11 protein-coding genes are annotated in these 13982 nt (G+C 42.8%); 5 read left to right on the plus strand and 6 right to left on the minus strand.

All coding sequences use genetic code 11. The features are described from left to right. Nucleotides 1–1017 precede the first annotated feature (1017 nt). Nucleotides 1018–1854 (plus strand): hypothetical protein, encoded by an 837-nt coding sequence (locus V7K21_RS04045; RefSeq protein ID WP_335171753.1) that lies wholly within the window; start codon nt 1018–1020, stop codon nt 1852–1854. 131 nt (nt 1855–1985) lie between these two features. Here the strand turns inward: V7K21_RS04045 and V7K21_RS04050 are convergent, their stop codons facing one another. After that, a complete protein-coding gene (locus V7K21_RS04050; protein ID WP_335171755.1) occupies nt 1986–4064 on the minus strand; it encodes a potassium channel family protein in 2079 nt (692 codons plus the stop codon). Between the two features lie 138 nt (nt 4065–4202). Next, a complete protein-coding gene (locus tag V7K21_RS04055) occupies nt 4203–4976 on the minus strand; it encodes a glucosamine-6-phosphate deaminase (protein WP_335171757.1) in 774 nt (257 codons plus the stop codon). Nucleotides 4977–5171: 195 nt separating this feature from the next. Here V7K21_RS04055 and V7K21_RS04060 point away from each other — a divergent pair, with 195 nt between their 5' ends. Beyond that, nucleotides 5172–5858 (plus strand): HAD family hydrolase, encoded by a 687-nt coding sequence (locus V7K21_RS04060; RefSeq protein ID WP_335171759.1) that lies wholly within the window; start codon nt 5172–5174, stop codon nt 5856–5858. A 66-nt stretch (nt 5859–5924) separates the two neighbouring features. Here V7K21_RS04060 and V7K21_RS04065 read toward each other — a convergent pair whose 3' ends face one another. Both V7K21_RS04065 and V7K21_RS04070 read right to left on the minus strand, forming a co-directional pair. Then, nucleotides 5925–6551 (minus strand): PadR family transcriptional regulator, encoded by a 627-nt coding sequence (locus tag V7K21_RS04065; RefSeq protein ID WP_335171761.1) that lies wholly within the window; start codon nt 6549–6551, stop codon nt 5925–5927. 167 nt (nt 6552–6718) lie between these two features. Then, nucleotides 6719–7621: an alpha/beta hydrolase gene (locus tag V7K21_RS04070; protein WP_335171764.1), complete on the minus strand. Its 903-nt coding sequence runs from the start codon at nt 7619–7621 to the stop codon at nt 6719–6721. 191 nt (nt 7622–7812) lie between these two features. On the opposite strand from V7K21_RS04070, the gene V7K21_RS04075 reads away from it, so the two are divergent. Beyond that, a complete protein-coding gene (locus V7K21_RS04075) occupies nt 7813–8268 on the plus strand; it encodes a helix-turn-helix domain-containing protein (protein ID WP_335171766.1) in 456 nt (151 codons plus the stop codon). A gap of 82 nt (nt 8269–8350) precedes the next feature. On the opposite strand, the gene gatA is transcribed toward V7K21_RS04075, so the two are convergent. After that, nucleotides 8351–9811 carry an Asp-tRNA(Asn)/Glu-tRNA(Gln) amidotransferase subunit GatA gene (gene gatA, locus V7K21_RS04080; RefSeq protein WP_335171768.1) on the minus strand — a complete coding sequence of 487 codons (1461 nt, stop codon included), beginning with the start codon at nt 9809–9811 and terminating at the stop codon, nt 8351–8353. 297 nt (nt 9812–10108) lie between these two features. Between gatA and V7K21_RS04085 the strand changes: the two genes are divergently transcribed. After that, entirely contained in the window at nt 10109–10249 is a 141-nt protein-coding gene (locus V7K21_RS04085) for a hypothetical protein (protein ID WP_041565237.1), read from the plus strand. A gap of 176 nt (nt 10250–10425) precedes the next feature. Further along, a complete protein-coding gene (locus tag V7K21_RS04090) occupies nt 10426–13380 on the plus strand; it encodes a glycerol-3-phosphate acyltransferase (RefSeq protein ID WP_335171770.1) in 2955 nt (984 codons plus the stop codon). Between the two features lie 168 nt (nt 13381–13548). On the opposite strand, the gene V7K21_RS04095 is transcribed toward V7K21_RS04090, so the two are convergent. Further along, the gene (locus V7K21_RS04095; protein ID WP_334721733.1) at nt 13549–13980 is read right to left on the minus strand and encodes an NUDIX hydrolase; all 432 of its coding nucleotides are present in this window, start codon (nt 13978–13980) and stop codon (nt 13549–13551) included. Nucleotides 13981–13982: the final 2 nt, after the last annotated feature.

Raw genomic sequence — 13982 nt, forward strand, 5'->3', positions numbered from 1 at the left:
TCGTCTTTTATTTGAGCGTTTGAGAGATATTGCTGTTTACGCTGCTTGATTAAATCAAAAATGGATAAAGTCGAGCTTAGAGGATGTCTGAAAAGGGTCGGCTTGAGCCTCAAGTGCGACTCAGGGGTGCGCTCTCAAATCCCAAAACTCCGATTCTCTTGTAGTAGCTTCTCAGTAGCCAGGGTAGTGAAACACACGCTCTTATACTTTTCAAACATCCTCTAAGATTCGTTTCAAGCTAATGCCATCTGAGAACAGCGACAGGAGATTTGAAGGGAGATTTATCTGTAGAGTTTGCTGATGTTCTTGAAGACGGATTTTAAACGGCTCAATAACCCAAGGTAACTAGTGTTGTAAGAGCAACGCATCAGGTGTAATAATTGGATAAGATAAGCTTTCCAGCCGTTGTAAGTCTAGTAGAGCGTTAATTAATCCTAGCTCGCGATCGCACTCGGCTTCCATCACCTGTAGATAGGGTTAAAAATATTCCTGAAGTCTAAGGTAAGACACACCTGAAGTATGAAGTTATAAGTTCTCAGGTGAAATATTATTGTAGAGTCTTCTTAAACACAGTCTCAACCACTGGCAGTATCTGGCTGCTTAAAATTTCTAGTTTATTTCTATCCAACTAACTAAAAGCTAATGTCAATAAAGTCATAATATTTCTTGAGGTGAAAATCCTATTTAACTTAGCGCTCACTTGTACTTATTAAATAGGTGAGTGTGAATAATTAAAGGTTTGTATAGCAATCCTACCTGATTTCGTTGTGAACAGCAAGTTTAGTCATGGGTTCACAATCGTAAATTAGTAATTACCGATTACGAATTAGTTTTATTATGAGGAATTCTAAGTTATTGTGTGAGCTTTAAATACTTTAAATTGTTCCAAAATAAACTAGGTGAAATACTTTTGGATGTGTCCTGTCAAAATTTACCTAATTTAGTAGTCGATTGAGTAGACTAATATCGGTTTTGAAAATCAATCACAGAAATCTAGAAAAAAAAGGAACCATAACCATGAAGCCTATTAATTTCTCTAAAGCTGTTTTGGCTACTGTCTTTGCCATCAGTTTCGCTTCTTTGTCTTTACCTCCTTCTGTTTATGCCCAAAGCGGAGGCTCCGGTAGTGGAGGCTCCGGCAGCGGAGGCTCCGGTAGTGGAGGCTCCGGCAGCGGAGGCTCCAGCAGCGGAAGCTCCAGTGGAGGCACTAGCTCAGGCACTGGCACAACAGGCACTGGCACAACAGGTACTGGCACAACAGGTACTGGTACAACAGGTACTGGTACAGGCACTGGTACAACAGGTACTGGTACAGGCACTGGCACAACAGGTACTGGTACAGGCACTGGCACAACAGGTACTGGTACAGGCACTGGCACAACAGGTACTGGTACAGGCACTGGCACAACAGGTACTGGTACAGGCACAACAGGCACTGACACTACAGGTACTGGTGGAACTACAGGTGGTGGCACAACGGGCACTGACACTACAGGTACTGGTGGAACTACAGGTGGTGGCACAACAGGCACTGACACTACAGGTACTGGTGGAACTACAGGTGGTGGCACAACAGGCACTGACACTACAGGCAGTGGTGGAACTACAGGTGGTGGCACAACAGGCACTGACACTACAGGCAGTGGCACTAGCTCAGGTACTGACACTACAGGTACTAACAGGAATACAGCCATCACAACTTCTCAACCAACTAGCGATGATCGCGGTTTCGATTGGGGTTGGCTAGGTTTACTTGGTCTAGGCGGTTTATTTGGTTTTCTGCCTCGTAATCGTGATAAAATCCGGGCTTATAGCGATCCTAATGAAGTAACAGGTTCTCCTCGTTCTAAATAGTATTCACCACACTGTAAAAGACGTACAATCATCGGTGTTTGTGTAAACTTCAGGCTATTACAGCGGTTAAACCACATGCATAGGGGCACAATACATTGATATTGCGCCCCTACAATCACACACCAGTTCGCTCAAGTTGAGTTACTACCTTGCCCAATGAAGATTACATTTGCCAAAACTTGTACTTTTGTTAGCTCACGCACAAGACGTTGAGCTTGATGTTTATAAAGTTGTATTGGTAACACTCCAGGCAAATTATTTATCCATTGCCTAGCAGTAGCAGAACTACATCCCGTAATCAAGACTATTTCTTCAGCACCATACATCATAGCATTTGTAGTCAGAGCTTTTTCAATCTGCACCTGCCAAAGGCGAGGCAGCATTTCACCCCATTCAATTCGCTGCAAACTACTGCTTGTGGCTAAAACAATCAAGCGATCGCCAGCATAAAGCTTAACATCATACCAGGGCATCAAGGAATAATTGTCTCGCCGATATTTCTGGTAGAGAATCGGTACAACACTGTAGCCATAGGCTATTTCAGATAGAAGCAACCCATTGAGGGTATCGCCATCTTCAATCTTGTATTCCGTCACCATGACTATTTGCTCGCTCAAGTGAAACAAGCTCAGAACATTTTCTCCAAAGGCAGCACAAGCAAAGACTTCCGCCGACAAAGCCGCGCCACACAGAACTTGAGCATAGGGAAACAGAGGGGCTATATTATTACTAAAATGACGATCTTGAGAGCGGATAATCAAGCTAGTAACGGGGTTCATTGCATGAGCCATCAAACCAATTTCCAGATTTTCCATGTTATCGTCCCCAACTAAAACAATGCTTTTAGCACGGGAAAGATTTACCTTAGTTAATGCTTCGCTAGCATTGCCAATGATAAGGGGCATATCGGGTAAAGTGTCTTGGTCGACAGTGGTAGTATGAATTCCTACTAACGGCTGGTTAAGTTCTTGCAAAAGAGCAGCCACTCTCTGTCCCAAGCGATTTAAGCCAATAATCACCACATGGTTGCGTTGTGGCATCGGAGGACGGGAATTGAAAAACTGGAATCTTGAAGTGACAAGAGCATCAGTCACCAGTGCATATAATACTCCCACAAAAGCTTGGCCTATCAATGTGAGTCCCAGACTAAAGAACCGCAACCACCACGGAATATAGTCTGAGGGTTGTGATTGTGATGTAAACTCAACACCGCCAAATAAATCTCCGTATCCTCCCAAGAGCAAGACTGCTGTCGCATAGAAAGCTTCTTGCAGGCTGATGTGAGGATAATACAAGCGGTAAAGAATTATTCCAACAAGCCACAGGATGAGTACGGTAACTGCATAGATTGTTGCAATTCGCCGGATTTGATTTTGGCTTTGGTAGTAAGATTGCCAAAATTGCGCTATTTTATCCTTGAGATTCTTTGCTGTGATGCCTTGAACAAACTGTTGCCACTGCCACTTTTGGCTATAAGATTTCCCGTGTTGCTCAGATAAAGCCAGTTCGTATGCAACATCAATGTAAACCAGTGTGTCTCCTACCTGAACTTCTGCTTCTGGGTCCCACTCAAACAATTCTCTGAGTGGATAAGATAAAATAGGTGTGTGACTCAAGATGCGGCGAGTTGTGAGATTGAGTCTATGTACTGGCTTGCCATTGCACCAATTATCCTTCGCTTGTACTTGATGCTTTATTACTTGCAATAGTTGCCCTTCTAAGGTGAAATATCCAATAGCTTCAGATCCAAGAGCTGCTAGAGCAAAGGCATAAGCTGAGAGATGGGTAGGCTCAAAGGCAACAAAATTGCCTAAATTTTCATCCAAAAGTTTGTTGAAATTTTGTTTGTCAGAACGTACAATCAGGCGAACATGCGGATTAAGACGCCGTGCTGCAAACGCAGCTTCTATATTCACCCGCTCATTTCTTGTCACTAAAAGTATTGACCGACACTGCCCTATACCTGCCTGCTCTAAAACGCTTGGCTGGCGGCAGTCTCCGATGATTAACTTTTCTAGTAAGCTAGGTACTTCTGAGACTTCCCAATGTTCGGGCTGCACATCGTCAATGGCACTGACTTTAACATCGTATTCCTTTAGGACTGCAACACAATGTTGCCCTAAACTTTGGAGTCCGCATACTAAGAAAAGGTCTTGGGGTTTTTTTGGATTGCTAGTAGGAGGGGATACACTTTCTGTTGATGGCAGCATTCGATACCTTGGCTCATAGTAAGCGGCTCCAGCCCTTACTACAAACTTTTAATTATTCACGCCCACTTACTTACTTAAAAAGTATAACAACATTGGGGTAAATTTGCTGACTTCTCACCCGCCTCACTTCCTACTCCCTCACAAGAGCAAACTAGCAGAATTTACGTCTAAAAATAACGTTGCTTGGGGTTGTTGACGCAGAATAGAAGCCGGACAATCTGTACTTATAGCTCCTTGCAACATCTGTTTTACCACATTCGCTTTACGTGTTTCTGGAGCAAGACAGAGAATTTTTTTAGCTGAACAAATCGTCGGGATGGTGACAGTAAAAGCATACTGTGGGACAGTTTCTAGATTCGGAAAGTGACCTGTGCTTACTTGTTGCTGACGGTTTACTATATCCAGTTTCACTAGTTTCACACTGTAAGGATCTTGAAAATTTGCTACTGCTGGATCGTTAAAAGCCAAATGTCCATTTTCGCCAACACCAAGACAGCATAAGTCAATTGGTTGTGCTTGCAGTAATTTAGTGTAGCGATCGCACTCTGCCACTGGTTGCAATGTATCACCTTCTATATAGTGAAATTCCTTTGGAACAACCAGCTTCTCTACACGTTCTCGCATATAGCACCGGAAACTGGCAGAATGGTCAGCAGTAATTCCCAAATATTCATCTAGATGGAACAGAATAATCCGTGACCAATCTACACCACCCAATGCAATCAAAGTATTAAGAAATTTGAGTTGGGAGTTACCTGTTGCTAACAATACAGCAGCTGTATCCTGTTGTATAAGAACTTGCTGTAAATGCTTTTGCGCGATTCCTGCAACATCTTGGGCCATTTTGACTTCAGAGTTGTAAATCTGTACTAGTAAATCATCAACGCGAAAAGAGTTTGTAGCGGCTAGCATTTGCTTACATTGAAGGTTATCAATTATACGACAGTTACTTGAGAGGCTCTACCTGTCTGCCCTTACATGCCTAATCGAGTATAAATTTTAGGATTTAGCAGATTAATTTGTGACTTTTTGCGCTGTATAAAGATAAAAAAACAATGTAAACTATTTAAATTAAGTTAACAATTATTTACATTTTACCCAAAAATCATGTTGGCTGCAATTCTCTTTGACCTAGACGGCACTATTGTCAACACTGACCCTATACATTACCGAGCTTGGCAGGAAATGCTGTTAAATTTCAGCATTGAAATTGACGAAACATTTTATAAATCCCAAATTAGTGGGCGGCTAAATCCAGAAATTGTCAAAGACATTCTGCCACAATTATCAGTAGCAGAAGGGCAAAAATTTGCAGACGAAAAAGAGGCGCTTTTCCGCAAACTCGCCCCGCATCTTAAACCGCTGAGTGGATTTTCTGAACTACTGGCATGGACAGATACACATCAGTTAAAACGGGCATTGGTAACTAATGCCCCTAGATTAAATGCAGAATTTATGCTAGAAGTTTTGGGAATCAAAGAAGTTTTTCATACAATTGTTTTAGCGGATGATTGTATTGCAGGTAAACCCGACCCTGCGCCCTACTTAGTTGCCCTGAATAAGTTGGGGATTACAGCAGAAGAAGCGATCGCCTTAGAAGATTCTCCCTCTGGGATTTGGGCGGCGGTGAGCGCAGGTATCCGCACTATTGGCATCGCCTCCACCCACGATCCCCAACTTTTGCAGGAAGTCGGCGCATTTATGGCAATACCAGATTTTACTGATTTGCAGTTGTGGACATTCCTGAACTCACTGATTGAGCCAAATTTAAGTGCGATCGCTTCTAATATTTGAGCGCAAAATTTAGAACTTTTAGAGTAGAGACACCTTAAAAGCGAAAGTGTAATTTTCTGTCTCTACTCATTTCTCAGCAAGAATCGCGTAAATTTCCCGTTTAACTTGCTCTAAAAGCTCACGCACCCGATTTATTCGCTCCATATTGCCACTGCGAGCAACCTGCACCACAACAGCAGCTAATTCTGTTGCGGCATTCCGCAACTCAATAAACTCTTGAGGCTTACCTGTCACGAAACTTTTGAAGGTATCCCAAGGAGAGTCTGAAGTTTCCTGTTGGGCACGTTCTGCCAATAATTGTCTACCCTCATCGGTGATCGTGTAAATCCGCTTGCCACCTTCCTGTGCGCTCTTGAGATAACCACCTTCCTCTAGTAATTGGAGTGTTGGATACACTGAGCCAGGACTGAGGCGACGAAAACCACCATAACGGGTTTCCATCTCTTTAATCAGGTCGTAACCATGACTAGGATGCTCAGATAACAATTCCAGCAAGATGAACTTGATGTCACCCCGACGAGTCCGATGTTCATCTCCCCAACTACGACCAAACATTTCATTGGCGAAGTGTTTGCCATGATCTCTACCATGATGCTTGCCATGCCCAAACCAAGACCTAACAAACAATGAATCATTTTCGCTAACTCCTGCCCATGCAGGTGCGTCGAAACGTGACCGAAAGCGTCTAAACATAAATGAATCTCACATCAACTTTCTCTACTATACGATATATCGGAATATATCGCGATATATCGGAATATAATTTTGATGAAGATTTTTGAAGTAAAACTGTGCCAACACCATAAGCGATGCCTGCGGTAGGCTGCACCAACGCAAAGCTAGTTGAAGCTGATGAATGCTCAGGAATTCAAATAGCTACTAGCTTGCACTTGTTGCACAAAAGACTCTACCCATTGCAAATATTGCAAACCGGCAACTACTGCTGTGTCGTTATGATCTCCTCCTGGAACCAACAATAGTTGCTTTGGTTCGGGAGCAACGGCATACAGTTTTTGGCTCATGAAAGAGGGTACAGTCGAATCACCAGCGCCATGAATGAATAAAACTGGCATTTTTAAGTTTGGCAATTTTTTAATGGAATTAAACCGCTGTGTCAAGATTAAATCCACAGGAAACATCCAAAACATGTTTCGATAAGTTATTAAATCGCGGATGGATGTAAAAGAGCTTTCCACAATCAAACCAGCGGCTTGGGGGTGTTTCACTGCCAAATCGATGGCGATCGCACCCCCCAGAGAATGTCCATAAAGAAAAATTTGGCTAGGTGGAATCTTTTGTTGCTGCACCAAGTAATTCCAAGCTATGACTGCATCTTCATAAACCCGCTTTTCGTTGGGAAACATACCCTCACTGCGACCATAACCCCGATAATCAATCAGCAATAGCGAAAACCCTAGTTGATGAAACCGATTGGCATGAGCTATGTTTGCGCCAATATTGATACCGTTACCGTGTAAGTATAGTAATACCTTAGCATTGGGTTGCTTGGCTTCTATCCACCAACCGTGAATGTGTTCTACCTTGCTTGTTTTAACTACTACAGGTAACCAAACCTCTTCATAAGGGAGATTAAAAAACTCTGGTGTCTTTTCAATGATAGTAGAGGGAAAGAAAATGAACCGAGGTTGCCCAATAAAAAGAAATACACAGATGGCACAGTAGGCGAGCGCTGCAATTATCCCAGCCCAGAGTAGCAATTGGGAAAATACTTGTATTAAAAATTGCAATTTATTAACTTTCATCCCCTAATTTTTTACTTAAAAAGTATGTATTTCAACAGAGAAAATACTTAGCATGAGCAGCTTCAGCATTTTCAAATCTAGGCTCTAACCATTATAAAAAATTTTCTCTAATATAAATTATTCAGTAAAAATACGTATGCAAATTTAAGTCTTTATATGAATAGTAGAATTAGCCCATACAGGAGAAGACTGTGACGCTCTTAAACCAAGCTCAAGTAGAGCAGTTAAAGGAAATAATCACATACTTGCGACAAGTAAGACAAGAGAAATCCATCCGCATAGAAGAAATAGCGGCTCAAACACTGATTCGAGCAGGTATTTTGCAAGCTTTAGAAGAAGAACGATTTGAAGAATTGCCTGAGCCTATTTTTGTTCAAGGATTCATCCGTCGCTACGGAGATGCTTTAGGACTGGATGGAAATGCTTTATCACATACTCTTATAAGCAATGTAGTCTGCCAAGACTCCAATAATGATAAGGATTTAGACAACAAACCAAATACATACATCCCTCTTATTGTTACCTACATTCTATTATTAGTAGCTGCATCTGCTGGTCTTTTATATACACTTAATCCACCACAAATTACATCTGAATCCCTGACTCAAAAAGTCAATGGTCAACAGTCAATCGTCACTAATCAGTGAACATTAATCAGGCTGATAAATGGGCAGGGGCAGGGGGAACAGGGGGAACAGGGGGGAAATAATCAATGCCTAATGATAATTTTCAAGATATTTGCGGTTGACGTAGATGCCAAGTAGTGGCTTGCTCATAAACATAAGCTACTTGAAACAGTTGGTCTTCTCGCAGCACATTGGCAATTAGCTGTAATCCAATTGGTAATCCCTTGTCATCAAAACCGCATGGTATACTTAATCCTGGTAAGCCGGCGAGATTTGCGGGAATTGTCATCAAGTCCAGTAAGTACATACTCAAGGGATCAGTATTTTTTTCTCCTACTTTAAAAGCTGTCGTGGGAACAGTAGGACAAGCTAACAGATCAACTTGTTCAAAAGCCTTTTCAAAGTCTTGCTTAATTAGGGTACGGACTTTTTGTGCTTTCAGATAGTAGGCGTCGTAATAGCCAGCCGAAAGGGCATAGGTACCGATCATAATTCGGCGTTTGACTTCTGCACCAAAACCAGTAGCACGGGTACGAGTATACATTGACAGTAGATTGTCTGCACCAGGAGCGCGGTAACCATACTTAACACCATCGTAACGAGCCAGGTTTGCTGACGCTTCGGATGGGGCGATGATGTAGTAGCTAGGTACGCCATAACGAAAACTAGGACAAGAAATGATCTGAATTTCCGCTCCCAAACTTTGTAATTCATCTACTGCTTTGGTAACAGCTTGTTCCACCACAGCGTCCAGACCTTCACCAAAAGTTTCTTTGATAACACCAATTTTTAGCCGTCTTCTAGGTTTGAGGTCTGGTTTTAAGCTAGCAGAGTAGTCGGAAATAGCAACTTTCAGGCTGGTAGAATCTTTAGGGTCGTGACCTGCAATCGCACTCAACAATATTGCTGTATCTTCTACTGAGCGGCCAAATGGACCAATTTGATCCAAAGACGAAGCAAAAGCCACTAATCCATAACGGGAAACCAATCCATAAGTCGGTTTTATTCCCACAACACCACAGAAGGATGCAGGTTGTCGAATTGAACCGCCAGTGTCTGAACCAAGGGAAACCACACATTCTTGCGCCGCCACTGCTGCTGCAGAACCCCCAGAAGAACCACCCGGAACCCGTGACAAATCCCAAGGATTCGCGGTGACTTGGTAGGCAGAGTTTTCTGTGGAACCACCCATTGCAAACTCATCCAAATTGGTTTTACCGACCGTCACCGCCCCCGCATCTGCCAATTTTTGCGTCACTGTAGATTCATAGGGTGGTACAAAATTTTCCAACATTTTGGAGGCGCAGGTGGTAAGAATCCCTTTGGTACACAAATTGTCTTTAATCCCAATCGGAATGCCTGCTAGCAGCCCAATTTCTTCTCCAGCAGCAATTTTGGCATCCACAGCACCCGCCTGCTCCAATGCCCGTTCTGCGGTGACACATAAAAAGCTGTGCAATTTCGGCTCTAAGGCTTGAATGCGCTCTAAAGCTTCTTGGGTAATTTCAACGGCAGAACGTTCTTTTTTAACTAGTTGTTGGTGCAACTCGCGGATGGATCCCATGATTGCTCTCTTTGTGACTCAAGTCCTTGATTTTAGTACATATTGACCAAGATTGGGTATGGGGCATTAGGCAATAATCAAGAGTTCTTCTTCCCCTGCTCCTCACTTTCTAGTCTCGACTCCCCATCATTGTAAAAATAAGACTAATACCTCTAAAGAAATAAGTAATTATGGTGATGGAAAAATTGTCAAGCTTAAACAAAATAATATTAGGAATTTAACATTATCCGCAAATAGAAGGACTACAATCAAAACGGACAAATATCTCATGCCCCAACAAAAGAGGATTACAAAGCTGTGTCCGACTTAAATCGAGGAATTATGAAATTTGAGGGTGCAGATTCCCCAAAAGTAGTCACTATCTCTACCGTGTTGCTTCTGGGATCGATCGCAGCTCTAATCATCTGGGCGCTGCAAGCTGCCTATGCGCTAAACTAAAACTATTAGTAGCTTAGAAGGACACTTGTCTTAAACGGTTTCCGTCGTAGCCAAGTGTCCATTAAGCAACTAGTAAATAAAAACGCCCTATTAACCATCAAAAATTTCATAAAAACTTTAGATTTGAGATTTGAGGTTTTAGATGGAAAATTTAAATCTAAAATCCAAAATCCAGAATGTTTGAACCTTGGGGTGTCTTAGTTATTTTAATTGCCTGCCCCCTTTTGGGCGGATTACCCCTGATTGCATGGATTACTTACGCGCTAACGCGCAAGCAATTATCACAAGTTGGTACAGGAAACATTAGTGTATCAGCTGCCTTTTATCACGGTGGTAGGTTTGTAGGAATTCTGGCAGTCTTGTCAGAAGCTTTTAAAGGAGTTGCAGCAGTCTTACTCACCCGCGTTTTCTTCCCAGAGGGATCGTCTTGGGAATTGATTGCGCTGATCGCTCTGGTAATAGGTAGATACTGGATAGGCAGAGGGGCGGGTACGACAAATGTAGTCTGGGGATTTGTCGTACATGATCCACTGGTGGCAATATTCGTATCTTTTTTTGCAGTTATTAGTTTTACAATTCTGCAATCAAGACGGGTAGTCAAATTTGGGGTTTTGCTTCTTTTTCCTCTGTTTGTGGCACTTCTGCACATTAGCGATATCCCTAGAATCTTTGCTGCTGTTGCCTTAGCTGGTTTAATGGGCTGGATTTACAAAAAAATTCCTGATGATCTGAACTTGCCAGCCCAAGAGGCACAAACAGAATCGCAAGCGATGTTGGAATTTTTACGCGGCGATCGCGTGATGGTTTCTCTAGATGAAGAGTTGGATGCTGCAATAGTCGGAGAAAAGGCGGCTACATTATCTCAAATTAAACGCTGGGGCTATCCAGTCCCGAAGGGGTGGGTACTTGCCCCAATCGATAATCCTCAACTGTTGACAGAATTTCTCCAGCCATCAGAATTATCTCCCTTAGTGGTGCGTTCTTCTGCCATTGGAGAAGATTCAGAACAGGCTTCCGCTGCTGGGCAGTATGAAACAGTTTTAAATGTTACCAGCCCCCAGGCATTGCAATTAGCGATCGCCCAAGTTCAAGCTTCTTACAATCAGCCATCTGCCGTGCAATATCGGCGCGATCGCGGCTTGAATGACACAGCAATGGCAGTGCTGATTCAACAACAAGTCCAGAGTATATATTCTGGTGTAGCTTTTAGCCGCGATCCCATTACTCAGCAAGGTGATGCGATTATCATTGAAGCCCTTCCAGGAAGCGCGACGCAAGTCGTTTCGGGAAAAGTCACACCTGAACAATATCGCGCTTTTGTCCTTGAGACAGAAAATTCCTCTTCTGTGCAATTAGAGGGACAAGGACGAGTCCCACAAGCATTAATCAAGCAAGTTGCATACTTAGCTTACCGACTCGAAAAACGTTATCATGGCACTCCTCAAGATATAGAGTGGAGTTACGACGGTCAAACACTCTGGGTGTTGCAATCTCGACCGATCACCACTCTACTACCCATTTGGACACGTAAAATCGCCGCTGAAGTGATTCCCGGAGTAATTCACCCTTTAACATGGTCGATTAATCGTCCATTAACTTGTGGAGTTTGGGGAGAACTTTTTACTTTAGTTTTAAGCAATAGCTTCTCTTCCAGAGGCTTCTTTACCAGAGGCTTTGCCAACGGCAACCGCAAAGCCGAACGCGCCTTGGGGTTAGATTTCACCCAAACAGCAACTCTGCACTATTCCAGAGCCTACTTTAATGCATCCCTCTTAGGAGATATTTTTCTCCGCATGGGACTGCCGTCAGAAAGTTTGGAATTTTTAACCAGAGGAGCTAAATTCAGTAAACCGTCTTGGAAGTCAACTTGGGAAAATTTGCCCGGACTAGCGAAGTTGCTAAAGCGGGAATTAAATTTAGAAAAGGACTTCAAGCGGGATTATCAAAAACGGTTTATTCCTGGGTTGTCGCAGTTGGCGCAGGAAAATATATATAACTTGGAACCATCCAAGCTGCTAATAAGAATTGACTTAATTCTGGAGTTGCTGCGCCAAGGGACGTATTACAGCATTTTAGCTCCCTTAAGTGCTGCCCTGCGGCAGGCGATTTTTCGGGTGAAGGATGGGCAAATTGATAACAGCGTTACCCCAGAGGTGGCAGCATTGCGATCGCTGAGTGCAATCGCTACAGATGCCAAGCAGATATTGCTTGAGTTTGAACCACAGCGAGTATTTGAACAGTTAAAACAAACTCTAGAGGGAGAGAAGATCCTGCAAGAATTCGACGAATTGCTTCAGGATTATGGCTATTTAAGTGAAGTGGGAACTGATATTTCCGTTCCCACTTGGCGGGAGAGTCCCCAGATGATTAAGCAGATGTTTGTGCAGTTAATGCAGGGTAACGAACCACAATCAGGCGCTAAAGACGCGATTAATAGCATTTTTGCTGGTAAACGCAAACGCTCTTTTATACAACGGCGTGTAGATATCAAAGGACGAGTTACCGAAGTTTATTCACGGATTTTGGCTGAATTGCGTTGGAGTTTTCTAGCTTTAGAGAAAATTTGGTTAAAGTCAGGCTTACTTAAGAAAACAGGAGATATCTTTTTTCTAGACTTTGATGAAGTGCGGCGTCTAGTTGTGGATGAAGATTTTAGGTTAATTGAGCAGTTGGATGAGTTAGTGGAATTGAGGCGATCGCAATTCGTCCAAGATAGCGAGATCATTCAAGTACCCCTTTTAGTCTATGGCAATACACCCCCTCACCCCTTAGCTCCCTCTGCACTCTACTCTGACCAAATCTTACAAGGTATTGGAGCCAGTCAGGGCCAAGCTGAAGGCAGGGTGAAGGTGTTGCGAAATTTACAAGACGTGCCGGAGATTGACCAAGATACGATTCTGGTAGTGCCTTACACAGATTCCGGCTGGGCACCTTTGTTATTAAGGGCTGGAGGATTAATTGCCGAAGTTGGGGGACGACTTTCTCACGGTGCGATCGTTGCTCGTGAATATGGGATTCCCGCTGTGATGGATGTTCGAGGTGCTACATGGCTCCTGCAAGATGGTCAACGGGTAAGGATTGACGGGTCTAGGGGTATTGTAGAATTATCTAATGATTTGAGACCCAATTGACACTCTCATAGGACTTACGCTTGTGATTGCTTGACTGCGTTCGGCAATGACAAATTATTTGGAATGCTCCCAAATCTAAAGCAGAATTAACGCGGATTGGCCTTCATTGTAACGATGCCTGCGGCGGGCTATTTGGCATTACATCTACCATTGAAATTTCCAGATGATTTATAAATATTCAAAAAATACCTCAGGTACTAATTTGAATTCTCCAGATTTCAAGCGAGAGATATCTATCCATAACGCCCTATGTTTATGATTTTTTGATTCTGAAAAAACTAAACTTTCCAGTTGATAAAATTTTGAATCAGCAAAGTCACATTGATAAAGCTGAATAATTTCATGACCTTGCCTACCATTAAATGTAAACAGGTTCTCTATACAACCTAAATAATTAATATTCGTTAAGTCTGCTTGAATTTCCTCTTGAAACTCCCGTTGTAGCGCGTCACGGCTGGTTTCGGCAAATTCAACCCCACCGCCCAAAGCCCGATAAAATGTTTCTTGCTTTACGGGATCGTAGCCTTCAGAAAGAAATATGCGTTCGCCATCCCGAATTAGCCCCAAAGCTATTACCCGAATTTCGCCTGCTTTATTCATTT

Origin of the sequence: Nostoc sp., from assembly GCF_036919595.1 — a bacterium.
GTDB lineage: Bacteria > Cyanobacteriota > Cyanobacteriia > Cyanobacteriales > Nostocaceae > Nostoc.

What these genes read in the sequence shown, in the direction of transcription:
- V7K21_RS04045 (WP_335171753.1), top strand. Translation starts at nt 1,018, where the DNA reads ATGAAGCCTATTAATTTCTCTAAAGCTGTTTTGGCTACTGTCTTTGCC.
- V7K21_RS04050 (WP_335171755.1), bottom strand. Translation starts at nt 4,064, where the DNA reads ATGCTGCCATCAACAGAAAGTGTATCCCCTCCTACTAGCAATCCAAAA.
- V7K21_RS04055 (WP_335171757.1), bottom strand. Translation starts at nt 4,976, where the DNA reads ATGCTAGCCGCTACAAACTCTTTTCGCGTTGATGATTTACTAGTACAG.
- V7K21_RS04060 (WP_335171759.1), top strand. Translation starts at nt 5,172, where the DNA reads ATGTTGGCTGCAATTCTCTTTGACCTAGACGGCACTATTGTCAACACT.
- V7K21_RS04065 (WP_335171761.1), bottom strand. Translation starts at nt 6,551, where the DNA reads ATGTTTAGACGCTTTCGGTCACGTTTCGACGCACCTGCATGGGCAGGA.
- V7K21_RS04070 (WP_335171764.1), bottom strand. Translation starts at nt 7,621, where the DNA reads ATGAAAGTTAATAAATTGCAATTTTTAATACAAGTATTTTCCCAATTG.
- gatA (WP_335171768.1), bottom strand. Translation starts at nt 9,811, where the DNA reads ATGGGATCCATCCGCGAGTTGCACCAACAACTAGTTAAAAAAGAACGT.
- V7K21_RS04090 (WP_335171770.1), top strand. Translation starts at nt 10,426, where the DNA reads ATGTTTGAACCTTGGGGTGTCTTAGTTATTTTAATTGCCTGCCCCCTT.
- V7K21_RS04095 (WP_334721733.1), bottom strand. Translation starts at nt 13,980, where the DNA reads ATGAATAAAGCAGGCGAAATTCGGGTAATAGCTTTGGGGCTAATTCGG.